The organism is Microbacterium testaceum (assembly GCF_020781835.1).
Taxonomy (GTDB): domain Bacteria; phylum Actinomycetota; class Actinomycetes; order Actinomycetales; family Microbacteriaceae; genus Microbacterium; species Microbacterium testaceum_H.
This window is the reverse complement of sequence record NZ_JAJGNJ010000003.1, coordinates 245,883-267,006: the sequence shown is the minus strand read 5'-3', so window position 1 is coordinate 267,006 and position 21,124 is coordinate 245,883. Positions and strand designations below refer to the sequence as shown.

Sequence of the window (21,124 nt, the reverse complement as noted above, 5' to 3'; positions counted from 1 at the left end):
CTGTCTCCCCGGGCCGGAAATCGAGCGTATTCGCCGCGCGCAACGGGGAGAACGGGTGGGCCAAGGGTCATTCGGGGAGCAGCTGATGTGGCTGCTGCCGTTCGGGTACCTCGGCATCGTGTCCTGGGGCTTCTGGATCGTGCGCAAGATCCTGGCCGCCACGTCGCGCCCGGTTCGCAACGACTACCGCACCACGACGACCGTCGTGGTGCCGTCCTTCCACGAGGACCCGGACGTGCTCCTGCGGTGTCTGCACACGTGGGTGCGGCAGGGCCCCTCTCGCATCATCATCGTCCTCGATGTCGCCGACATCGAAGCCCAGCGGCGCATCGAGGCGCTGGGCATCCCCACGGTGGACGTCGTCATGTTCCGGCACCGGGGGAAGCGGTCCGCGCTCGGGGTCGGCATCCGGATGGTCGACACGGAACTGATCGTGTTCGTCGACTCCGACACCGCGTGGGAGGACGGAATGCTCGCCGCCGTCCAGATGCCCTTCATCGACCCCGCCGTGGGCGCGGTGAGCACGCGGCAGAACGTCTACCTGCCGAAGTCGAGCATCTGGCGTCGCGTCGCGGACTGGATCATCGACCTGCGCTACACCGATTACGCCCCCGCGATGGGGCGCTTCGGCGGGATCATCTGCGCATCGGGGCGCACGGCGGCGTACCGACGATCGGTCATCCAGCCGCGCGTGGAGGATCTCGAACACGAGATCTTCCTCGGCCGGGAGTGCGTCGCGGGCGACGACGGACGGATGACGTGGCTCGTGCTCTCACAGGGCTTCCGCGTCGCCCACCAGGACAGCGCCCGGGCCCTGTCGATGTTCCCAGGCACCTTCCGTGCGTTCGTGAAGCAGCGCGTGCGCTGGAGCCGCAACTCGTTCCGCTGCTACCTCACGGCGATCCGGCACGGGTGGATCTTCAAGGTGCCGCTGATCTCCCAGATCACGATGATGCAGATCCTGCTGACCCCCTTCACGATGTTCGTCGCCCTCGCCTACATCGCCCTCTCGGTCCGTGCGGACCACCCGCTGCTCGGTCTGGGCCTGGCAATCGTGTGGGTCTTCGTCGGTCGTGGCATCCGTGGAATGTCGCACCTCTGGCGTCGCCCGGAAGACATCGTGCTGTTGCCGCTGGTGACGCTCGTGATCATCTTCGTGGCTCTGCCCATCAAGGTGTACGCCCTGTTCACGATGAACAAGCAGGGGTGGTTGACGCGCTCGGCCGACAGTCAGGGGGGCGAGGGTCAGTCCGAGGCCAGCCTCGGCGGTGAGGCGCAATCGGCGGCCGGCGTCGGCCCGGCGCCGGACCCGGCGGAGGCGCCTGGTGGATGACGACGGCGCGCTGACCGCGCAGGAACGCGGTGACACGCACCCGGCCTTCCGCGGTGTGGCCCGGGTGGTGATCGTCGTGACGGTCGCCCTCCTCGTCGTGGGGGTCGTGCTCGCCGGGAACTTCGTCCACACGGGCACGTTGCTGCCGTGGCTGCGCGCGGGCGACTCCGCGGCCCCGGTCGTCACGGCGCCCCCGACCGCGGATGCCACCGATGGCCCCGCCGTGCCGAAGACACCGGCCCAGCTCGTCGCCGATGAGGACGCCCGACTCGCGGCCGTCGCCGCGCTCGCGCCAGACGATCCCGCTCTGGTGGAGCAGTGGAACACCGTCGTGCTGGCCCCGAGGAGCGGTCAGCTGACGGGCTACGGGGTCGCCGATCTCATCGCCGCCGGTGCGGTCCGCGCCGACGACGACCGCACGCTGACACTGATTCGCAACGTCGTGGTGCGCCGGGGGGCGGAGTTGGATTTCTTCGGCGGAGGAACCGTTCGCATGCTCAGCTCGGCCCAGGGGACGACGAGCATCGTCGTCTGGGGTGGGATCCTGGGGGTCTTCGGCGACGAGGACGATCCGTTGGTCTTCACCTCATGGGATGAGGCGGCGGTCGCGCCCGATCTTGACGAGAGCGACGGACGCGCCTACGTCCGCGCGCGCGACGGCGTGCTCGGGATCGGCCACGCGGAGTTCCGCGACCTCGGCTACTGGAGCGGCCGCACGGGAGGACTCGCGGTCACCGGTACCGGGGACGACCGGGCCTCGGCGGGAATCGTGTCGACGAAGATCACGGGGCTGCACTACGGCGTGTTCTTCTCCGACACCACGGAAGCCGGCATCCAGGACAGCACGATCGAGAACTCGACGATGACGGGCATCGAGGCGACCAACGGGGCGTCGGACACCACGATCGAACGCACCACGGTCAGCGGCTCGGGCGGGGACGGGATCTCCATCTCCCGCCAGTCGACGGGGACGAAGATCACCGACTCGACGGTCGACGGCTCCGCGGGCTGGGGCGTACGCGTCGACGGTGCCGCGCTCGCCGACGGTCCCACGTCCGGCGGCTACGGGCTCAGCCCCGCGGAGGGGTTCGCACTCACCGGGTCCCGCGTCACCGGCAACCGCGAGGGCGGGGTCCGCGTGATCTCCACCGACACGACCGAGATCCGCAGCACCCGCGTCGAGGAGACGCGGACCGCCGTGCTGGTCCAGGGGCCCTCGACCGGGCTCACGGTCACCGATGCCGATCTCACCTCGTCGGACCTGCGTGCTCTCGACGTGTCGGGCGAGATCACGGATGCCACGGTGTCGGACTCGCGCCTGGCGGGGCGTCGCATCGCGCTCGAGCTGACCGGCGCGGCCGTCATCGTCCGCGACAACGATCTGCGGGTGGCATCCGGGTTCGCCGTCGAACTCTCGGAGGGCGCCCGCGCCGACATCACCGGGAACACCTTCCACGGCGTCGGCCAGGACGTGGTGGCGTCGTGGTCCGGTTCGCGCACGATGCAGGCCGACAACGTACAGACCGACTGGACGTTCCAGTGGGCGTGGGTCGGGTGGATGAACGAGCACCCGATGATGTGGATGTGGAGCCTGGTTCTGCTGATCCCGGCGATCGGGGTCCCCGTGCTCTGGCGTCGCCGGAGGGAGCATCGCAAACTGCGGGCGCTCCTGCATGAGGCGTTGCTGCGGCACGGCGAGGAGCAGGTGGCGGCCTATCGAGCCGACGCTCCACCGGCGAGCTGGCAGCCACCGGATCCGTTCGAACGCGAGGCCGTGCCCGTGGCCGCCCGAGACGCAGCGCGCACGGCCGGCCGCTCCCCGGGCTCCGCACCCGGCCCGGCTCCCTCCCGAGCTCCCGCGGCGCGACCGGCATCGGCATCCACTTCCGGCGGCCGACCCGCGCACCATCGCCCCCGCTCGTTCGCCGATCTGCGGACGGGGCCCCTGGAGGGGCGCACCTTCGCCTCTCTGCAGCAGTTCGCCGTGGCCGCGGTGCTCGAAGGCGGCTATCCCGTGCCGACCATCGCGCGCCTGTTCCGGATTCAGCAGTGGCGGCTGCAACAGTGGGTCGAGGAGGCGGCGCGAAACTCGAACGTCGGAGGTGGTCGACGATGACCGAGGAGCACGAGGACGATCGACTGCACACGGTTCTGCGCAGGCTCGGCGACCGGGTGCACGCGATGCGCCTCGCCCGCGGATTGTCGGTGACGGCCCTCTCGTTCGAAGCGGCACTGTCGGAGCAGCGCATCCGATCGCTCGAGGCGGGGCGCACCGCGGTACCGCTGGCGGCGCTCGTCGCGCTCGCCGACGTGTTCGAGGTCGGCATCGCCGACCTGTTCGGCGACGGAGTGTCCACCGCGGCTGCGTCGGACGCGATCGATGCCCCGAGCTCCAGTCCGCACGTCGTGCCGAGCCCCGTGATCTGGGGCGGTGAGCTGCCACCCGCGCCGTGGATGAGTTCGGCGCCGCCGGCCGGGACTCCGGATGCGGCCGTGCCCGCTCCCGTCCCGGACGCTCAGGTGCCCCCGGTCGGGACTCCGGGTGCGGCCGTGCCCGCGCCGGCTCCGGGCGGTCAGGTGCCGCCCGGCCCGGCTCCGGTGCCGCCCGCATCTGTGCCGCACGCTGTGGCCGCGCCCTCTCTGCCTCCGGACCCGGCAGGGAGTGCGCCTCATCGCCCGTGGCCGACGTCGTCACCCGCGCCCGTGCATGCCGACCCCCCTGACCCCGGTGCGCACCTGCCGGCCCCGTCGGTCGCGCCGAGCGTTCATCAGCGCGCCGCCGAACGGGGCATGCAGGGCGCATCCCCCTACGTGTTCGTGGCACCCGGCGCCGGTTCCGGCACCGCTCCGCGTACTTTCGCAGACCTGCGCGTCGGCCCGCTCGCGGGCCGCAACTTCCGCTCGTTGCAGGAGTTCGCGGTGGCATCCGTCGTCGAGGGACACCACGCGATCCCCGACGTCGCCCGTGTCTTCCGGGTTCCGGTGTGGCGGCTCGAGCAGTGGGTGCGCGAGTCCGGCCACGCGGGGTGAGCCCGAGGGGCCCGTCCGCGTGGCCGGCCGACCGCGTCAGAGCGCGCGGAGCTTCTCCAGCAGGGGAGCGGCGATCTCCTCGACGAATCGCTGCTGCTGCTCGTCGCCGACCTGCACGATGGCGATGTCGGTGAACCCGGCGTCGATGAACGGACGCACGCTCTCGGCGAGCTCGTCGAGGTCGGGACCGCACGCGATGGAGTCCGCGACATCCTCGGGACGCACGAACTGCGACGCGCCTGCGAAGCCGGCCGGGGTCGGCAGATCGGAGTTGACCGCCCAGCCTCCGGCGAACCACCGGAACTGGTCGTGGGCGCGGGCGATCGCCGCATCCTTGTCGGGGTCCCAGCTGATGGGGATCTGACCGATCTTGCGCGACTCGCCCTCGTGGTGCTCATCCCATCCGCTCAGAAGATCGGCCTCCGGCTCGGTCGTGATGAGATGGTCGCCCAGCGGCGCGAACCGTTCGATCGAGCGCGCACCCGAGACGGCGACGCCGATCGGCACTCCGCCCTCGGGGACGTCCCAGACGCGGGCGGAATCCACCCGGAAGTACTCGCCGTCGTACGTCACGAGGTCTCCGGTGTGGAGGGCGCGGATGATCTCGATCGCCTCCACGAGCATGTCCTGGCGAGCGTGCACCGCGGGCCAGCCCTCGCCGACGACGTGCTCGTTCAGGTTCTCGCCGGAGCCGAGGCCGAGGGTGAAGCGCCCGTCCGAGAGCAGCTGCAGGGTCGCCGCCTTCTGCGCGACGACCGCGGGGTGATACCGAATGGTGGGGCACGTGACGTAGGTCATGAGCTCGACGTCGGTGGTGGCCTGCGCGACGGCGCCCAGCACCGTCCACGCGTACGGGGCGTGGCCCTGCGATGTCAGCCAGGGCGAGTAGTGGTCGCTGGAGACGAGGAAGTCGTACCCGGCGCGCTCGGCGCCGACGGCGTAGTCCACGAGCTCACGGGGACCGCTCTGCTCGGTCATGAGGGTGTATCCGAAACGAGTCATGCCCGCCACGGTAGGCGCGCACGAAGACCGAGGGCGCGGGGTTGCGCTCGACGACCCGATACGGCACCGGGCCCGCGGCGCACGCCGCGGGCCCGGTGCCGAGGATCAGTCCTCGGGGGCGTGGATGACCTTCTCGCCGTCGAACTCATCGCGCCGCTTCTTCTCGGCGTCCTTGCGTGTCTTGGCCAGACTCGCCGCCGTCGCCACGGCGACCGTCGCGGCGATGAAGAGCAACGAGAGCCAGATCGGGATCTCCGGCACCCACAGCAGCGGCTGTCCGCCGTTGATGAAGGGCAGTTCGTTGACGTGCAGCGCGTGGAAGACGAGCTTCACGCCGATGAAGGCCAGGATGACGGCGAGACCCTGCGAGAGGTAGACCAGACGCTCCAGCAGACCGCCGATCAGGAAGTACAGCTGGCGCAGACCCATCAGTGCGAACGCGTTGGCCGTGAAGACGATGTACGCCTCGTTCGTCAGGCCGTAGATGGCCGGGATCGAATCGACCGCGAAGACCAGGTCGATGAACCCGATCGCGATGATCACCAGCAGCATCGGGGTGACGAAGCGCTTTCGATCCTTCTTCACCGTGAGCTTGTCCTCGTGGTACTCCTCGGTGACGGGGAGCACACGCCGGACGAACCGCATGAACCGGCCGTTCGCGGGGTCGCTCTCGCCGTGTGCGAACGCCTGGCGGTAGGCGAGGAACAACAGCAGAGCTCCGAAGATGTAGAAGATCCAGGAGAAGTTCTCGATGAGGGCGGCGCCGACGGCGATGAAGGCACCGCGCATGATCAGCGCGATCACGATGCCGATCATCAGGACCTTCTGCTGGTACTTCTTCGGCACGGCGAACCCGGTCATGATGATCAGGAAGACGAAGAGGTTGTCGATCGAGAGGGCCTTCTCGGTGAGGTAGCCGGCGAAGTACTCCCCACCGTAGGTCCAGCCCGACACGACGCCGATGCCCACGCCGAACAGCAGCGCGAGCCCGATGTAGAACGCGGACCATCGGGCGGACTCGCCGACGGACGGTTCGTGCGGCTTTCGCACATGGGCGAAGAACTCGAAGACGAAGAACGCGATGGTGATCGCGATCGTGATGATCCAGATGAGCGGGGTGACACCCACGCGGGCCTCCAGGGGTTCTGGTGTACGTCGAAACACCAAGGTCTCTTCCATCCGCGATGCGGACCGACGGCCCGGGTCCACGATGGCGTGGACCGTATTGACGGGAACGTCGCGTGGGAGTACTCCCCTTGCTGACGTCGATTCTACGGCACACCCGCCGATCGGCGGGCGCTGGACGGCGGGTGTGCCCCCGTCATCGCTCGCGTGGTGACGGGGAGCACGCCGGCCCGGCCCACGCAACCCCTCGGGGGCGCCCGCCGGGAGGTCCGACGATGGCAGCACGACATCGATCGAGGAGGACCGCTATGAACGATCGCGACGAGACCCAGGACGCCCCCATCATGGACGGCGCCACCGACGCGGCACCGGAGGAGAAGAAGGCCGGCGCGCAGGAGCAACGTGCGGCCGATGCGGCGGTGGGCAATGACGCCGCCGACGAGGAACTCGAGGACGACGTGCGGAGCATCCGCGCCTACGGCGAGGACCGCTGATGCGACGAGCCCCGTCCGGAGCCGCGTGGGGGAGTGGCTCGACGGACGGGGCCGCCGCACGCCGCTGAGGGCGTCATCCGCGCCGGCGATGCCGGGGCCGGGCGAGCAAGACGGTACATCCGATCGGGGGCGCCGGGTCTCGCTTTCAGCCGATGCGCAGGCGTCGCCGAAGGAGTTCACGGAGTCTCCAGGTCGCCCGCCGAGCGCGGTGCCTTCTGGCCGCGCGACGCAGGACCACCGCCCACCGTGTCAGGACGGCGGACTCGTCCAGTGCCGCGGATCGGGTCATGGCATCCCGCCGCATCCGCGCGAGCCTCCGCTCATCCGTGGACAGGGCGCGAGCGAGCGTCTCCGCGAGCTGGTCGACGTTCCCGGGCTCCACCAGCCATCCGGTGCGACCGTGGTCGATCAGCTCCCGCGGCCCGTAGGGCACGTCGTAGGCGATGGGCAGGCACCCCGCCGCCATGGCCTCGGCGACGACGAGGGAGAACGCCTCTGAGCGACTGGTCAGAAGCAGGACGGACGCCGTGACCAGAGCGTCGCGGGCGGACGGATCGAAACCGCGGAACCGCACGAGGCCGTCGGCGCCCGCGCTGCGCTCCAGGGCCGCGCGCTCCGGGCCGTCGCCGAACACCTCGAGCGTGAGACCGGGAACCCTGTCTGCGGCGCGACGGGCTGCCTGCACGGCGTCCTCGACGCGCTTGATCCCCTCCAGTCGCGCGATCACCACCGCCCCCTGGCGCGCGGCGGCGGGAACGGCGACCCGCGCCACCGGGTGCGGCACGACGGCCAGCAGCGGGAGCGGACCCACCCGCCGGCGGACGTCGCGCGCCTGACGTGCGGTGCAGAAGACGACCGCGTCGAACGCGCCCAGCCGGGCGAACACCTCCGCACGCGACGGGCGCACCTCCGTGCCGTCCTCGGTGAGGTGCGAGCCGTGGACCACGTGCAGCACGACCACGTGCGGTCGGCGATATCGCGCGGCGAACCGCGCCATCGCCTTGCTGTCGACGAGGAGGAACGCCGGCTCGCCCGCGGTCAGTCGATCCAGCCACGCGGCGTACAACGCGCGCACCCCACGCCACGCGGCACGGGGCTCGCCCGACCCGTCGCACGTCACGATCACGCGACGAACATCGCCGTTCGCCGCGGGCACGTCGCGGCGATCGCTCACCGCGAGCGTGCCATCGGCTCGGAGATGATCGATCTGCACAACGGCTCCCCGGGCGTCCGTGCGCACCCGCCGCAGCAGGAGCCCCTCGGCCCGCTCCTCGCTCGAGTCGGCGGGCAGCGGGGCGAATCCCGCCGTGGGACCCACCGCACGGCCGCGCAGATCGTTCTCGCGCAGCCAGTCCCAGAGATTGAGGACGCGGACACCGGGCGAGAGCGCCGCCCGCTCGGACAGCTCCGCCGCCGTGGCGGCAGGATCCGCGCGATCGTCGCACGTCAGCACCGTCACCGGCGCGCCGCCGAGGCGGTCGAAGAGGCGGGAGCGCTGCAGGAGCGCCGCCGTCAGCCCCCCGTACGCGCGCGGCACTCCCCACGTGAGGACGAACTGACGGCCCGCAGGCAGCACGGTCACCGGACGACTCCGGGCGGCGCCGAGGGCGAGCGCCGATGGCGGAGGAGACCGGCGCTGCGGGGGGAGGTGCGCATGACGTGACTCTACGCGGGACGCGACGCGCTCCGTCGGCGCAACCCCCGACCGTCGGGAGGCCGGGGTGACCCAGGATGGGGGGATGTCGACGGATGCCGTGTTCCGGCCGCACCGGTGGCGCGACCTGGCCCGCGATCTCAGGTGGTGGGGCCAGGATTACCTCTACGCCGCGACGGCCCAGGTGCGTGCCGCCGGACCGGGCCGGCCGGACGACCTCGCCTCCGGCCCTCACCGACCGCTCGTGCTGCTGCCGGGCATCTACGAGACGTGGCGTTTCCTCGAGCCGCTCGCCAACGCCCTCCACGCCCGGGGCCACCCCGTCCACGTCGTGACCGGACTGGGCTCGAACCGCCGTCCCATCGTCGAATCGGCCGGCCGAGTCGCCGAGCTCCTCGTCGACCGCGATCTCGACGACGTCGTGCTCGTCGCGCACAGCAAGGGCGGCCTGATCGGCAAGCAGGTCATGGCATTCGAGCCCGCCGGAGCACGGGTGCGGGCCATGGTGGCCGTGGCGACCCCGTTCGGTGGGTCGAGGTACAGCCGTCTCATGCCGACCCCGTCGCTGCGGGCCTTCCGGTCGGGGGATGCCACGATGCGGGCGTTAGGCGCGTCGGCCGCTGTCAACGCGCGGATCGTGTCCGTCTACGGCGCGTTCGACCCCCACATCCCCGAGGGCAGCGAACTCGCGGGGGCACGCAATGTCCGGCTGGAGGGAGGTGGCCACTTCCGTGTGCTCGCGGATCCGCGCGTGATCGCCGAAGTCATCCGCGCTGCGGAATGACGCGGATCCGTGTCAGCGCCCCCCGCCGCCGCCGCCCCCCATTCCGCCACCCGAGAACCCGCCCCCGAACGACCCGCCGGAGAAGCTGCCGGACCCGCTGGCCTGCGGGGCGGGGCTGCTGCCGGCTCGCATCGTCGACAGAGACGAGGCGAACGCGGCGCTGGAGAAGCCGTTCGGGCCGGAATACCAGCCGACATCCGTTCCGCTGGCCCGCGCGTGTGTGGCCAGGACATCGGCCCACTCCCGCTCGACGCCCCACACCACGGCCCAGGGGAGGAGCCGCTCGTAGAGGTGCAGCACCTGCGCGGGGTCGTCGGCGCTGATCGGTCGGCGTTCGGCCCCTTCCGGGCTCTGCAGCACGCGCAGTCGATCGGCTTCTGCGAGGGTCAGGTAGGTGCGCAGTCCGAGCAGGTGATCGCGCGCGGGCGCCCCGGCATCCGTGACCCGATCCGAGTAGCGGATGATGACGAAGGTCAGGATGCCGGCCACCACCGTCACGGGGATGGCCGCGACCTGCCACCACATCGGGGTCCCGCCGAGCGAAGTGACCAGGACGGCGGCGATCGACAGGGCGAAGCCGAGCACCGCGATCACGCCGGCGATCACCGCAGCTCTCATCCGCGGACGGCGCATCCACCCTCGACGTCGTACCTCGGCGGCGGCCACTGTCGACAGGTCGCGCAACCGCTCGCCCACGTCGGAGCCAGGGGTGTCGAGCGCGACGCGCTCGCCGGGTCGCGGGTCGTCGCCGAACACGGCCGCCAGAACGCCGGCGCGCATCGGGGTGGCCCCGGCTCGGCCGATGTACTCGAGTACGAGTTCGTCGTCCGCCGACGGGTCCTCGAGGATGCGAAGGTGACCGGCCACCGCTGTATCGAGGACGGCCGCGGGGATGGCCGCCTGTGTGCGCCCCACGAGCTGAGCGCCCTCGAGCACGTCGGTGTCGGCGGGCGGGGTGTACTCGGCGACGACGATCCCGCGCCCGGGGGCGTCGCGGTTGCGGCGGCGGGAGAAGGCGGCTGTCCCGATCGCGACGGCGCTGACGCCCAGGGCGCCGATCGAGATGGCCGACAGCGCCGGCGCGGCATCCAGAGAGAACTGCTCCATGGGAGTGCGGACGACCTCTCCGGGGACGAACGTGCCACGGGCGAATCCCACCGCGATCGTGACGTTCTCGGCCGGACCCAGGTCGGTCGACGAAGCCGAGAACGTCACAGCACCGTTCGCGCCGTCGGTGCGGGTGATGTCGCACCGATCGGTCGAGCCCTCCGCTCCTCGGTAGCAGGACGCGGCTCCGTCGAGCGCGGAGTCCGCAAGGTCCCGGTCGATGGTCAGTTCGGCGCTGACACGTCCGAACGGCTGCTCCCACTGCGTTCCGTTGATGTCGCGGTAGAACTCGTCGGCGTCGGTGTCCGCGAACGACCGGATTGTGTCGCGTTGCGTGTAGCTGATCACATAGGTCTGCACGCCTCGGACATAGGCGTCGTCACCGGTGAGGACGCGCACTTCGCGACGATCCGTCTCGATCTCGTACGGGATCGCCGCGCCGTCCGCGCCCGTCACCGAGGTGATACGGGTCTGCAGCGGCACACCGTCGTAGTCGTCGGGGATCGCTCGGATGATCCCGCGATTCTGGTCCTCGTCGGGGAAACGAGCCACCAGCGTCTCGGTGACCGCGAGTTCCGCATGACCGTCGGCGGCGCGCGAGAGGCTCATGCGCGCGTCGAACGAGTCGAACCGGAAGTCCTCGACGTCGGCACGGGCGGGCGGAGCGACCGCGGCCGCCATCACGAGCAGCCCCAGCAGCCCGAGCAGAGCGGCCGCGGCGTGCAGGAGGCGAGATGAGCGGACTCGGGAGGCGAGGACGTCCATTCCTCGACGCTAGCGAGAAGCGGGACGCGACGACTCCCTCTCACGGGGGATCCGGCTTACGGGGGTTTAGGCGGTCGCGGGCATCGACGCCGTTTCGGCGATGGCCTTCTCGCCGATCAGCCTTATATCTCGCTTGCTTATTCGCTAGCTTACCTAGTAAGTTTGCGAACAAGGAAAGAGTGAAGGGAAACAACCATGGCCAAGCTCTTCTACGGAACGACTCCGGAGCCCATCACGGTGGATGACCGGATGCTCGCTCACGTCAAAGTGGTCGTCGCTACCAAGCTCCGCCGCGGCGAGAGCTTCACCCTGTCGTGGACGCACGGACCGGACGAACCCGTCGGTCGATCCACGATCTGGCTGCAACCGGCGATTCCTCTTCGCTTCGTCTTCGAGTCCGAGCAGCCGGAGTCGCTCGACCAGAACCTCCTGAAGCGCATGGCGAACGACGCGAATTCCTCCCGCGGGCTGAGCCTGGACTTCGACACCGAACAGGTTGTCGCCGAGGCACGCCCCGCCCCCGCCCGGCAGAAGCCGGCCCGCTCCTCCGCCGCCCCGCGTCCGCTCGTCCGCGCCGCATGAGCTTCCGGAGCCCGCGGGCCGAGGCGGCCGCGGTGAATCACCTCGAGGCGTGGGACGTTCCGACGGAACCGCTGACGATCATCACTCCCGCGACACTGACCCCGGCCGTCACGGTCTGACGTCGTCCTCGTCCGGGGCTCGCGAACCTCGCTTGCCCGGTTCCGCGCGCGTGAGCGCGACGGCTGTTGCGAACAACAGGGAGCCGACGACGATGAACACCAGCTTCGGACCGACGGGGCTGTCCGCGGGAAGCAACAGGGTCGGCGCGGCCAGGACGCCCGCCGCCATGACCGAGACGATCGCGCCCCAGGGCACCACTGATTTCCGCGCCATGCGTCATCCTCCCGGTGTCGGTCGTCGTCAGGGAACGATGTAGCCCGCCGCCCGGACGAGGGAATACCACTCCGCACGGGTCAGCACGATGTCGGCTCCCGCCGCCGCTTCGACGACGCGGCTCGGCGTCGTCGTTCCCAGAACCACCTGCATTCCTGCCGGATGCCGCGTGATCCACGCAACGGCGATCGCGAGGGGGGTCACGGCGTAGCGCGCCGCCAAGCCGTCGATGACGGCGTTGAGTTCGGCGTAGGCGGGGTTGTCGAGGAACACGCCTTCGCTGCCCTGCAGGGGCGACCACGCTTGCAGGGTGATGCCCTCCAGGCGGCAGTAGTCGATCAGCCCGCCGCCGTCCAGCACGGTCGACTGGGGAGTGGACTCCATGTTCATGGCCAGTCCTTGCGCGACGATCGGCGCGTGCGCCACCGACAGCTGAACCTGGTTGGCGACGATGGGCTGTCGCACGGCCGTGCGCAGCAGGTCGATCTGACGCGGGGTGTGATTGGACACCCCGAACGCCCGCACCTTCCCGGTCGCCTCGAGGTGGTCGAACGCACGGGCGACCTCCTCGGGCTCGACGAGGGCGTCGGGGCGATGCAGCAGGAGGACATCGACGTAGTCGGTCCCGAGCGCACGAAGGGACTCCTCCACGGACGACACGATGTGCTCGTACGAGAAGTCGAAGTACGGGCCCTCGCGAACGATGCCGGCCTTGGTCTGCAGGCGGATCTCCGCGCGCTCGGAGGGGCTGAGCCGGAGCGCTTCCGCGAAGCGCCGTTCCGCGGAGTGCAACTCTCGAGCGTAGATGTCGGCGTGGTCGAAGAAGTCGATGCCCGCGGAGCGCGCGGCCGCGTACAGCTCACGGACATCGGCGTCGCTCTTGCCGTCGATACGCATCATTCCGGCGACGACAGCGGGCACGGCGGGGCCCGAGGGGCCGAGGGGAACGGATCGCATCGCTCCACGTTATCCCGCGGCCGCGCCCGACGGTGTCGGTTGGGGCCAACGGCCGACTTTCGCGCTGGAGGACAGCCCGCAGCATGCCCGCGGGCCTGCACGCCGACGCATCTGTGCGAAGGGATGCGCGGTCTCGAACCGGGTGCCGTGGCCACGAGACCGCGCATCCGCGGTGAGTGATCGGGTCGAAGAGTGAGGAACTTTGGGGGAGAACCACTCGCGATCACTCGAGGACGACGATGCCACGGCGCCGACGTCGGTCGCCGCTCCTTCGCCGATTCCTCACCCGCAGAATCGCCCGAGTTCGCCGACGAGTCCGACCGCTTCGTCGGGGGCGCGCGTCGCCGCTGCGCGCGGCGGCTCGTGGGGCGGTAGTCTGACCGCACCCCTCGACGCCGCCGGAGACGCCCATGACCGAGACGATCGTTCGGTCGCCGCGCTTCACGGTACGCCCGAGCAATCGCCGCGTCGCTCTTCTCGCCACCGTGGGCGGCAGTGCCGCCTTCCTCAGTGCGGGCCTGATCTGGCTGAGTCGGCTGTGGGATCCGAGCGTCCACTACGTGAGTCAGCTCGGAGCGACCGGCATGCCGACCGCTCCGGTGTTCAACTCGGCATTGCTTCTGCTGGGGATGGCGGCGGTGCTCGTCGACCGGGCGCTCCTGCACCGACCGTACGTCTACGTCGCCGGGTGGCCGATCGCGGCGACCCTGGTCGTGTGCGGAGCGTGCTTCGCCGTGGCATCCGTCGTCACGTGCTCGCCGGGGTGTCCCGTTCCGTTCACTCCGGGCGCTCTGCCGCAAGACCTCATCCACATCACGGCCGCGGTCCTGGGTTTCGTCCTCGCCATCGTCGCGATGGCCCAGGTCTCGGCCCTGCGTCGCCGTCCGTGGATGCGCGCGGCGAGTCTTGTGACCCTCGTCGCGGTCGGTCTCACCTCGTTCACGGGCGCGATGCTGGCGGTGTTCCGCGGCGACACCGTTCTCGGGGGAAACCTCGAGTTCACCGCCGCGACCCTGGCCATCGCCTGGTTCGGTGTCCTCGGATTGCAGGTCGCCGCCGATCGCAGCCCCGAGCCGGTGCCCCGGTCGGACCCCCGATGACCCGTTGGTCGGTACCGGCTACCGTTACCCCATGATCAGACGACGTCTCCGCCGGATCCTCGGTGTCGTCGCGCCGGTCGCAGCGCTGGTCGTCGTCCTCGTGGTCCTGCACGGCGCCGGGGTGCCTCTGACCGTGCCGGGTGTCGTCGTCGTCCTTGCGGTGCTCCTCGCGGGGCGTCTCGTCGTCGGCCTCTCCCGTCGGCGGCGCGAGCCGCGGTGGAATCGGCGCCCCTAGCCCTCACAGATCGTTCTCGGCTTCGATGAGCCCCCACGCGTGGGCGGCGCGGATGGCGCTCGCCCGGTCCGAGACCTCGAGCTTGCGGTACAGGCTCTGCAGTTGCGTCTTCACGGTGTTCGGTGAGACCACGAGGGCTCGGGCGATGTCCGCGATGGTCGAGGTGGGCGTGAGCTGAGCGAGCACCACCTGCTCGCGCTTCGTGAGGTGCGGGACGCTCACAGACGAGGCGAAGAACGAGTCGCGGTGGGCGACGCGGTCACGCGCAGCGGGCGAGAGCAGTCGGAGGACGAGGCTTCGATCCTCCGGCGCGACCGCGCTCCACGGGCTCCAGAGATCGTGGCGTGCGCTGAGCGCCTCGGCCCGCTGTGCGGTGGACCGGTGGGCGCCGGTGCCGTTGAGCCGGACATCAGCCACCATGCTCACGACCAGGCTCTCCAGGGCCGCACGGGGCGAGGAGTCCTGGTGGATGCCCCACTTGACGCTCATGACGTAGGCCTCGTGAGCGCGTCCGGCGTACAGCTGCGACAGCGCGATGGCGGGGGCGGTGGCAGCGGAAAGGCCGAACGGCCCCTCGAACAGGGCCAGGGCCTTCCGAGCCTGCCGGAGGGCGATCAGCACCTTCGCACGCGCCGTCAGCAGGTGAATCGACTGAAAGTGCGACGGGGGAGTGCTGCGCGCCCTCGCCATCCACGACCGGAGCATTCCGAGTGCGTCGGGTGCTGCTCCCGACAACAGGAACGCGATCGCCTGGACGGCTGCGGCGAACGGCCACAGTTCGCGAGCCCCACCGGTCGCCGTCATGGTGTCGAGGCGCTCGCGCGCCGCGGCGGCGTCGCCGCGCTCCAGACACAGCCACGCCTCGGCCAGACGCGTCCCCTCGCCCCATGGCGAGGTGACCCACCCGTCCTCCCGATCGACATCGCACAGCGACGAGGCCGCGCGCACGTCGCCCTCGAGCAGCGCGACGATCGCGAGCACGCCGCGGGCACGCAGCCGCCGCGCCGGTGGAGCGAGACGCTCCACCTGGCCGAGCGCGAGGCTCGCGTCGCGCAGCTTGCCCATCGCCAGGTGCGTCATCGCCACCTGGTACCAGCCCTCGGCCACGACGTCGTCCGACAGCGAGGGTCGCCGGCGCAGTGCGTCCACGAGCAGCGAGGCGGACTCGGTGGCCAGCGCGAACCGGCCCGCGGCACGCAGCAGGCTCACCCGCATGATCAGCGCCTCGATGTTGTGCTGGGCGGCCACTTTCGCCTCGGGCAGCCGTCCGAGGGCGCCGACGACGAGCGCGGGGGTCTCGGCGGATGCCGCCGTCTCGCTGTCGACGGTCAGGAGGGCGTCCACGGACACCGGGTCGAATCCGACGTGCGTGCGCAGGGTCTCGACGAGCGCCGCGTAAGCGGTGGCATCCCGTGCCCAGATCTCCGGCCCCGCGGAACGCAGGATCGACCCGAGGGTCGGCCACTGGGCGGCGTCGGCGGCGAGTTGCGCGGCACGGAGGGGCTCCCCGGCGGCGACGAGGTGGTCCAGCAGGCGCAGACGTGCGCGCTCCACGAGCTCGGGAGCCCCGGCCGTGATCTCCCGTAACCACTGGGCGCGAACGGGCTCGGCGAGCACGAGTCGGGTCGTGCTGGGCCAGACGAATCCGGCATCCTGCAATTCGGTCAGCAGATCGCCGGTCGTGCCGGTCGTGGGGTCGATACCGATGGCCTCCGCCAGTTCCACATTGATGTAGGGCGCCACGGCGAGGAGGCGTACCTCGTCCGTGATCGGGGCGCGCAGATGCGCCTCCATGTCGGCGCTCAGGGCGCGAGAGGCGTAGTCGGCGATGGCGTCGGCCTCATCCCGGGTGCGCAGCGGCAGCCCCTCGAGGCGGAGTCGGGAGCTGGCCAGTTGGGCCAGTGCGGGCCAGCCGTGCGTGCGACGCATCAGAACGTCGATCGCCACGTCGGTCGACTCGATCCCGTTCAGTTCCAGGACGAGGACGAGTTCGTCCCGCGTCATCAGCAGGTCCTCCGGGGTGAGAACGTGCACGTCGAACTCCAGCGCGACGAGCGGGCTCTCCAGCCGGGTGACGTGGCGGGTCGCTGCCACCACCCGCAGTTCGGGATCCGAGCGCAGCAGATCGATGATCGCGGCGGAGTCCACCCCGCGTCCGTCGGCGAGGTTGTCCACCAGCAGCACGTGCTGCGCCGGACCCTCGCGGAATGCGGCCGCGACGCGATCGAGCGTGCCCGGATCGGCGTGCGCGGCATCGAGGAGCTGGATGCCGACCTCGGGATCGTCCTGGAGTGCCGCAGAGAACTGCCGCAGCAGGGCGCTCTTGCCGATTCCTGCGGGGCCGCGCAGAAGCACGACATCGCTCTCGAGAGCATCGCGGAGCTTGGCGACGGTGACGGTGCGCGGCGTCCAGAACCGACTGGAACGCCGGGCGGCGCGTGCGGCGGTGGGTGGGGTGTCGAGGTCGATCAGCATCGGGTCTCCAACTCTCGGGCAGTGTCTCGTCGCGCCGGTGCGGGTGCGGGGCGACGGAGGCAGCGCACCGCGGTGGTGCGCTTCACCCGATCTTTGGGGTGGTCTTCGCCCGCGCGACGTCTTAGGGGAACGGTTTCATCCCCGTCGTCATCCCGGTTTCACCCTGTCGGCATCACACTCCGTGACGAGTTCTCACCATGAGCGGACGCGAGCGCTTCCCCCGCCGATTCGCCCCTTCTGAGGGGAGCCGAACCCGCGCCGGGGGCGGTCCGGCGCATGCCTATGCTGCCCCCGGCTCTGCGTTCCCGACGCGGGCCCGGCGAAAGGCGGAACACGAGTGGACATGCAACGCGTCGCGCGGATCCTGCGCGCGTACTGGAAGGCGATCCTCGCCCTCACCGTCGCGGGAGGGCTCGCGGGCCTGGGCTGGAGTGCGGTGCAGCCCCGGGTCTACACCGCCGACGCGAGCGGGTACGTCGCGAGCGTGTCCTTGGACGGATCGGCCGCCACTGCCCTCGCGGGCGACACCCTGGCCCGTTCGAAGGTGAAGTCGTTCATCGACATGGGCTATTGGCGAGCGGTGGCCGAGACGGCGCGGGACGAACTCGGCCTGACCGACAGCCCCGAGTCCCTGGTGCAGCGCATCCATGTGTCCAACCCGGTCGACACCGTGAACGTGCGCGTGGAGGCCACGGGGTCGACGCCCGAGGCCGCCCGCGACCTCGCTCAGGCGTGGCTGCACGGCATGACGCTCCAGGTCGACGAGCTGGAGTCGACGGGAAGCAGCCAAGGCGCCGTGCATCTCGTCGCGGGCGACTCGGCACGTCTGCCGACGGTGCCCTCCTCGCCCAATGAGCGGCTCACCGTCGCCGTCGGCGCGATCGCCGGCGCCGTGGTCGGCATCGTGTTCGCCCTCGTCCGGCGCGCGTTCGACCGCCGGGTGCGGTCAGCGCGCGACATCTCTGATTCCGTCGATGCCTCCGTGGTCGGCGTCCTGCCCGTGGACAAGGAGCTTGCGGCCGGTCGCGCCGTCTTCTCGTTCGACGACATCCGCGACGGGCGGGGCTCCTTCGCGCACAAGGAGGCGATGCGCGAGCTCCGGACCAATCTCCAGTACGTCGATGTCGACCACCCTCCGCGCGTCATGGTCATCACGAGCCCACTGCCCGGTGACGGCAAGTCGACGACGGCTGCCAACCTCGCCGTCAGCATCGCGGCGACGGGCCAGTCCGTCATCCTCATCGACGCCGACCTCCGCCGACCCGTGCTGGGCGCCACCTTCGGATTCTCCGACGACGTCGGGCTTTCGGACGTCCTGGCCGGGCGCGCACGGATCGAGCAGGTCGCCCATCAGGTCGACGAGCACGGGCGCCTGTTCGTCGTTGCCGCGGGGCGCACGCCCCCTAACCCGAGCGAGATGGTCGGCTCGCAGCGGATGCAGCAGCTCGCGCGCACGCTGGCCGACGACCTCGTCGTGATCATCGATTCGCCGCCGACACTCGCGGTCGCGGACGCGGCGGTCATCGCGAGTTGGGCCGACGGCGCGGTGCTGGTGGTGACCGCCGGTCGCACGACGGACGACATGCTCGTGCGGGCGGTCGGCAACATCGCCAAGACTCGGGGTCGGCTTCTGGGCGTCGTGCTCAACCGCGTCCCGCTGCGCGGCGCCGACTCCGGCTACTACGGCTCCCAGTACGGGGGCTACTACGGCTACGGCGCCCCCGACCCGCGCGGGGGTCGGACCCCGTGGTGGCGACGCCCGTGGCGACGCGCCCCCGGCGCCGCACCAGCCTCCGGCGACGGGGAGCCGGGCCCCCGCCGCCGTTCGGCGGAGCCCGTGCCATCGAACGTCAGCGGCTTGCGGACGCTATCCCATCGGCGGAGCACACCCACGACATCGGGTGATTCCGTGGATGAAGCTACCCGTTCGGTCGATACCGTTCCCCGCCCTCGCGAGGATGATTCCGGCGCCCGCCGCCGCCAGCGAGGATGAACGGTCCCGACCGTGGACGATGAAGGCGCCGGCTCCCCACGGGAACCGGCGCCTTCATCGTCGCGTCAGTGGGCCGTCGCGCCCGGTGCGACGACGGCCTTGATCGTCCGGAACAGGATGACGATGTCGCCGACCAGCGACCAGTTCTCGACGTAGAAGAGGTCGAGCCGGATCGCGTCCTCCCACGACAGCGTCGAGCGGCCGCTGACCTGCCAGAGCCCGCTCATTCCCGGGCGGACGATGAGCCGGCGGCGGGCGTCGTCGTCGTAGAAGGCGACCTCCGCATCACGCTGGGGGCGGGGGCCGACGAGGCTCATCTGCCCGATCAGCACATTGAACAGCTGAGGGATCTCGTCGAGCGAGTATTTCCGGAGCACCCGGCCGATGGGGGTGACGCGAGGGTCGTTCTCGATCTTGAAGAGCGGAGCGCCGTCGCGTCCCTGGGTGGCGAGGAGTTCGGACAGTCGTGCGTCCGCCCCGTCGACCATCGAGCGGAACTTGAGCATTCCGAACCGGACGCCGCCCTGTCCGACGCGCTCCTGACGGTACAGGATGGGGCCTGGTCCCGACAGGCGCACGAGGCCGGCGAGCACGAGCAGCAGCGGACTCGTGGCAGCAAGCAGGAGCAGGGCCCCGACCACGTCGAACGCGCGCTTGAGCACGCGTTGGCGCGTCGAGTACTGCGGAGTCTCCACGTGTACGAGCGGCAGGCCCGCCACCGGACGGGTGTGGATGCGAGGGCCCGCCACGTCCGTGAGGTTCACGGCCACGATGAGGTGCTGCCGTCCGGGCTCCAGGCTCCAGCCGATTCGTCGGATGTCGTGGGCGTCGAGGTGACCGCCGCCCGTGACCAGGACGCTGTCGGCGTCGAGTTGGTCGAGCCGACGCCGCAGCCGGCGCGCCTGCGCCTCGGTCCACGACTCTTCGTCGACGGCGATCGGATGCAGCCCCACGACAGTGAGGCCGACACCCGGTTGACGCATGATCTCTCCCGCGACGCGCGCATTCTCCTCCGCGCTGCCCACGAGCACGACCCGAGCCGACATGTCGCCCTTCCGGCGGCGGGAGACCAGCCAAGAACGGGCGGCGGTGCGCGCGACCAGCAGTGTGAGGGTTCCGACGGGCAGGCTCAGGAGGAAGTAGCCGCGGGAGAGGTCGATGCCGGTCAGATACGCGGCCATCGCCACGAGCCCGAAGAGCTGGAACGATGCGGCGATCACGAGGCGGTGTTCGGCGACGCCGTGTCCGACGACGCGGGGCAGCCGCGTCCCCCAGAGTGCCAGCGCGGCGAGCCACGCCGCGCTGAGCAGGACCGACACGGTCGTGTAATCGATGGGTGCGGCGCTCACGCCGGCGGGCTCCGGCCCGAGCCAGAGCAGCTGGGTACCGAAGACCGCGGTGATCACCACGACGGTGTCGAGAACGGCGAGCCGTCGGGCATACCGGGCTTGCCAGGAGCGTCGGCGCCCGTCACGGGCAGGGGTGAAGTTTCTTGTTATGGGTGGTGAAGGGAGTGATGAGGTGGCGAGATCCATGAGTGCTCCGCTGATCGGGCTCAGTGGCCGGAGATGAGGCGCCTCTGGGCTGGAACAGGAGGCGCAGGGTCCGGGCACTCTGCCACCGCGTGTGCGCGCGAGCGGGAAGCGCCGTCTCGCCCGTGGCGGGGTGAAGGGCGGCGACCGCGCGGCGGTGGCGTCGTGCCGCCCGACGGGCTCCGCGAACTCGCCGGTTTCTCAGTGGGGGGATCGCCTGGATGCTCACCTGGGCGTTCGCGCTCGTCACCCCGCACGACGCACGGGGCACGGCGGTGGCACTTTTCGCCCTCGTATGTATGCATGTTCATGTGCGCGTAGCGGAGCAGTCAAGCTGGACGCATGACCGACGCGTCCGATCCCTGGAACGAGTTCGCCCGCGAGTTCGGATCGCGTCTCCTGCACGCCCGGGCTCAGCGCGGTCTTTCGCAAGAGCACGTCGCCCATGCCGCAGGGCTTGCGACCTTCACGTACCGCAAACTCGAGCGTGGCGAGTCCAACCCGGGTACTCCCGCGAATCCCCGTCTGCGGACCATCGTGTGCCTGGCCGAGGTCCTGGAGATTCCACTCCCCGACCTGCTGCCGCAGCCTCCGGAGGGCATCGCGCCCGGACGCTGACGGCG

At 70.6% G+C, this 21,124-nt stretch carries 19 protein-coding genes; 11 read left to right on the top strand and 8 right to left on the bottom strand.

Annotation, left to right across the window (positions count from 1 at the left end; genetic code table 11):
- Positions 1-55: 55 nt before the first annotated feature.
- From LL239_RS06115 to LL239_RS06105, 3 genes are read left to right on the top strand one after another with little or no spacing between them, the layout of a single operon-like run.
- Positions 56-1,333 (top strand): glycosyltransferase, encoded by a 1,278-nt coding sequence (locus LL239_RS06115; RefSeq protein WP_228162568.1) that lies wholly within the window; start codon positions 56-58, stop codon positions 1,331-1,333.
- Complete coding sequence (locus LL239_RS06110; protein WP_228162567.1) at positions 1,326-3,449, top strand: right-handed parallel beta-helix repeat-containing protein; 2,124 nt, start codon at positions 1,326-1,328, stop codon at positions 3,447-3,449. Before LL239_RS06115 ends, LL239_RS06110 begins: the two co-directional genes overlap by 8 nt.
- A complete protein-coding gene (locus LL239_RS06105) occupies positions 3,446-4,363 on the top strand; it encodes a helix-turn-helix domain-containing protein (RefSeq protein WP_228162566.1) in 918 nt (305 codons plus the stop codon). Before LL239_RS06110 ends, LL239_RS06105 begins: the two co-directional genes overlap by 4 nt.
- Before the next feature lie 36 nt (positions 4,364-4,399).
- On the opposite strand, the gene LL239_RS06100 is transcribed toward LL239_RS06105, so the two are convergent.
- Together LL239_RS06100 and LL239_RS06095 are read right to left on the bottom strand one after the other, a co-directional pair.
- Positions 4,400-5,365, bottom strand: a complete 966-nt coding sequence (locus LL239_RS06100) for an LLM class F420-dependent oxidoreductase (RefSeq protein WP_228162565.1) — start codon at positions 5,363-5,365, stop codon at positions 4,400-4,402.
- A 105-nt stretch (positions 5,366-5,470) separates the two neighbouring features.
- Positions 5,471-6,493, bottom strand: coding sequence for a TerC family protein (locus LL239_RS06095; RefSeq protein WP_228162564.1), 1,023 nt, complete (start codon positions 6,491-6,493; stop codon positions 5,471-5,473).
- Positions 6,494-6,798: 305 nt separating this feature from the next.
- Between LL239_RS06095 and LL239_RS06090 the strand changes: the two genes are divergently transcribed.
- Entirely contained in the window at positions 6,799-6,984 is a 186-nt protein-coding gene (locus LL239_RS06090) for a hypothetical protein (RefSeq protein WP_228162563.1), read from the top strand.
- 145 nt (positions 6,985-7,129) lie between these two features.
- Here LL239_RS06090 and LL239_RS06085 read toward each other — a convergent pair whose 3' ends face one another.
- A complete protein-coding gene (locus tag LL239_RS06085; protein WP_228162562.1) occupies positions 7,130-8,566 on the bottom strand; it encodes a glycosyltransferase in 1,437 nt (478 codons plus the stop codon).
- A gap of 157 nt (positions 8,567-8,723) precedes the next feature.
- On the opposite strand from LL239_RS06085, the gene LL239_RS06080 reads away from it, so the two are divergent.
- A complete protein-coding gene (locus LL239_RS06080; protein WP_228162561.1) occupies positions 8,724-9,422 on the top strand; it encodes an esterase/lipase family protein in 699 nt (232 codons plus the stop codon).
- A gap of 12 nt (positions 9,423-9,434) precedes the next feature.
- Here the strand turns inward: LL239_RS06080 and LL239_RS06075 are convergent, their stop codons facing one another.
- Positions 9,435-11,294: a DUF2207 family protein gene (locus tag LL239_RS06075; protein ID WP_228162560.1), complete on the bottom strand. Its 1,860-nt coding sequence runs from the start codon at positions 11,292-11,294 to the stop codon at positions 9,435-9,437.
- A gap of 195 nt (positions 11,295-11,489) precedes the next feature.
- On the opposite strand from LL239_RS06075, the gene LL239_RS06070 reads away from it, so the two are divergent.
- Positions 11,490-11,876 (top strand): DUF7882 family protein, encoded by a 387-nt coding sequence (locus LL239_RS06070; protein WP_228162559.1) that lies wholly within the window; start codon positions 11,490-11,492, stop codon positions 11,874-11,876.
- Positions 11,873-11,995, top strand: a complete 123-nt coding sequence (locus LL239_RS17785; protein ID WP_267188966.1) for a hypothetical protein — start codon at positions 11,873-11,875, stop codon at positions 11,993-11,995. The genes LL239_RS06070 and LL239_RS17785 overlap by 4 nt, the downstream gene beginning before the upstream one ends.
- Here the strand turns inward: LL239_RS17785 and LL239_RS06065 are convergent.
- The gene (locus LL239_RS06065; RefSeq protein WP_228162558.1) at positions 11,985-12,209 is read right to left on the bottom strand and encodes a hypothetical protein; all 225 of its coding nucleotides are present in this window, start codon (positions 12,207-12,209) and stop codon (positions 11,985-11,987) included. The genes LL239_RS17785 and LL239_RS06065 overlap by 11 nt on opposite strands.
- A gap of 27 nt (positions 12,210-12,236) precedes the next feature.
- Complete coding sequence (locus tag LL239_RS06060) at positions 12,237-13,166, bottom strand: aldo/keto reductase (RefSeq protein WP_228162557.1); 930 nt, start codon at positions 13,164-13,166, stop codon at positions 12,237-12,239.
- Positions 13,167-13,576: 410 nt separating this feature from the next.
- Here LL239_RS06060 and LL239_RS06055 point away from each other — a divergent pair, with 410 nt between their 5' ends.
- A complete protein-coding gene (locus LL239_RS06055) occupies positions 13,577-14,266 on the top strand; it encodes a DUF998 domain-containing protein (protein ID WP_228162556.1) in 690 nt (229 codons plus the stop codon).
- A 31-nt stretch (positions 14,267-14,297) separates the two neighbouring features.
- Entirely contained in the window at positions 14,298-14,501 is a 204-nt protein-coding gene (locus tag LL239_RS06050) for a hypothetical protein (protein ID WP_228162555.1), read from the top strand.
- A gap of 3 nt (positions 14,502-14,504) precedes the next feature.
- Here LL239_RS06050 and LL239_RS06045 read toward each other — a convergent pair whose 3' ends face one another.
- Positions 14,505-16,976 (bottom strand): helix-turn-helix transcriptional regulator, encoded by a 2,472-nt coding sequence (locus LL239_RS06045; RefSeq protein WP_228162554.1) that lies wholly within the window; start codon positions 16,974-16,976, stop codon positions 14,505-14,507.
- Positions 16,977-17,319: 343 nt separating this feature from the next.
- Between LL239_RS06045 and LL239_RS06040 the strand changes: the two genes are divergently transcribed.
- Positions 17,320-18,969 (top strand): polysaccharide biosynthesis tyrosine autokinase, encoded by a 1,650-nt coding sequence (locus tag LL239_RS06040; RefSeq protein WP_228162553.1) that lies wholly within the window; start codon positions 17,320-17,322, stop codon positions 18,967-18,969.
- A gap of 65 nt (positions 18,970-19,034) precedes the next feature.
- On the opposite strand, the gene LL239_RS06035 is transcribed toward LL239_RS06040, so the two are convergent.
- Entirely contained in the window at positions 19,035-20,504 is a 1,470-nt protein-coding gene (locus tag LL239_RS06035) for a sugar transferase (RefSeq protein ID WP_228162552.1), read from the bottom strand.
- 339 nt (positions 20,505-20,843) lie between these two features.
- On the opposite strand from LL239_RS06035, the gene LL239_RS06030 reads away from it, so the two are divergent.
- Complete coding sequence (locus LL239_RS06030) at positions 20,844-21,119, top strand: helix-turn-helix domain-containing protein (protein WP_228162551.1); 276 nt, start codon at positions 20,844-20,846, stop codon at positions 21,117-21,119.
- The last annotated feature ends 5 nt before the right edge of the window (positions 21,120-21,124 follow it).

What these genes read in the sequence shown, in the direction of transcription:
- LL239_RS06080 (WP_228162561.1), top strand. Translation starts at nt 8,724, where the DNA reads ATGTCGACGGATGCCGTGTTCCGGCCGCACCGGTGGCGCGACCTGGCC.
- LL239_RS06040 (WP_228162553.1), top strand. Translation starts at nt 17,320, where the DNA reads ATGCAACGCGTCGCGCGGATCCTGCGCGCGTACTGGAAGGCGATCCTC.
- LL239_RS06070 (WP_228162559.1), top strand. Translation starts at nt 11,490, where the DNA reads ATGGCCAAGCTCTTCTACGGAACGACTCCGGAGCCCATCACGGTGGAT.
- LL239_RS06030 (WP_228162551.1), top strand. Translation starts at nt 20,844, where the DNA reads ATGACCGACGCGTCCGATCCCTGGAACGAGTTCGCCCGCGAGTTCGGA.
- LL239_RS06075 (WP_228162560.1), bottom strand. Translation starts at nt 11,294, where the DNA reads ATGGACGTCCTCGCCTCCCGAGTCCGCTCATCTCGCCTCCTGCACGCC.
- LL239_RS06050 (WP_228162555.1), top strand. Translation starts at nt 14,298, where the DNA reads ATGATCAGACGACGTCTCCGCCGGATCCTCGGTGTCGTCGCGCCGGTC.
- LL239_RS06035 (WP_228162552.1), bottom strand. Translation starts at nt 20,504, where the DNA reads ATGGATCTCGCCACCTCATCACTCCCTTCACCACCCATAACAAGAAAC.
- LL239_RS06105 (WP_228162566.1), top strand. Translation starts at nt 3,446, where the DNA reads ATGACCGAGGAGCACGAGGACGATCGACTGCACACGGTTCTGCGCAGG.
- LL239_RS06060 (WP_228162557.1), bottom strand. Translation starts at nt 13,166, where the DNA reads ATGCGATCCGTTCCCCTCGGCCCCTCGGGCCCCGCCGTGCCCGCTGTC.
- LL239_RS17785 (WP_267188966.1), top strand. Translation starts at nt 11,873, where the DNA reads ATGAGCTTCCGGAGCCCGCGGGCCGAGGCGGCCGCGGTGAATCACCTC.
- LL239_RS06090 (WP_228162563.1), top strand. Translation starts at nt 6,799, where the DNA reads ATGAACGATCGCGACGAGACCCAGGACGCCCCCATCATGGACGGCGCC.
- LL239_RS06045 (WP_228162554.1), bottom strand. Translation starts at nt 16,976, where the DNA reads ATGCTGATCGACCTCGACACCCCACCCACCGCCGCACGCGCCGCCCGG.
- LL239_RS06100 (WP_228162565.1), bottom strand. Translation starts at nt 5,365, where the DNA reads ATGACTCGTTTCGGATACACCCTCATGACCGAGCAGAGCGGTCCCCGT.
- LL239_RS06065 (WP_228162558.1), bottom strand. Translation starts at nt 12,209, where the DNA reads ATGGCGCGGAAATCAGTGGTGCCCTGGGGCGCGATCGTCTCGGTCATG.
- LL239_RS06055 (WP_228162556.1), top strand. Translation starts at nt 13,577, where the DNA reads ATGACCGAGACGATCGTTCGGTCGCCGCGCTTCACGGTACGCCCGAGC.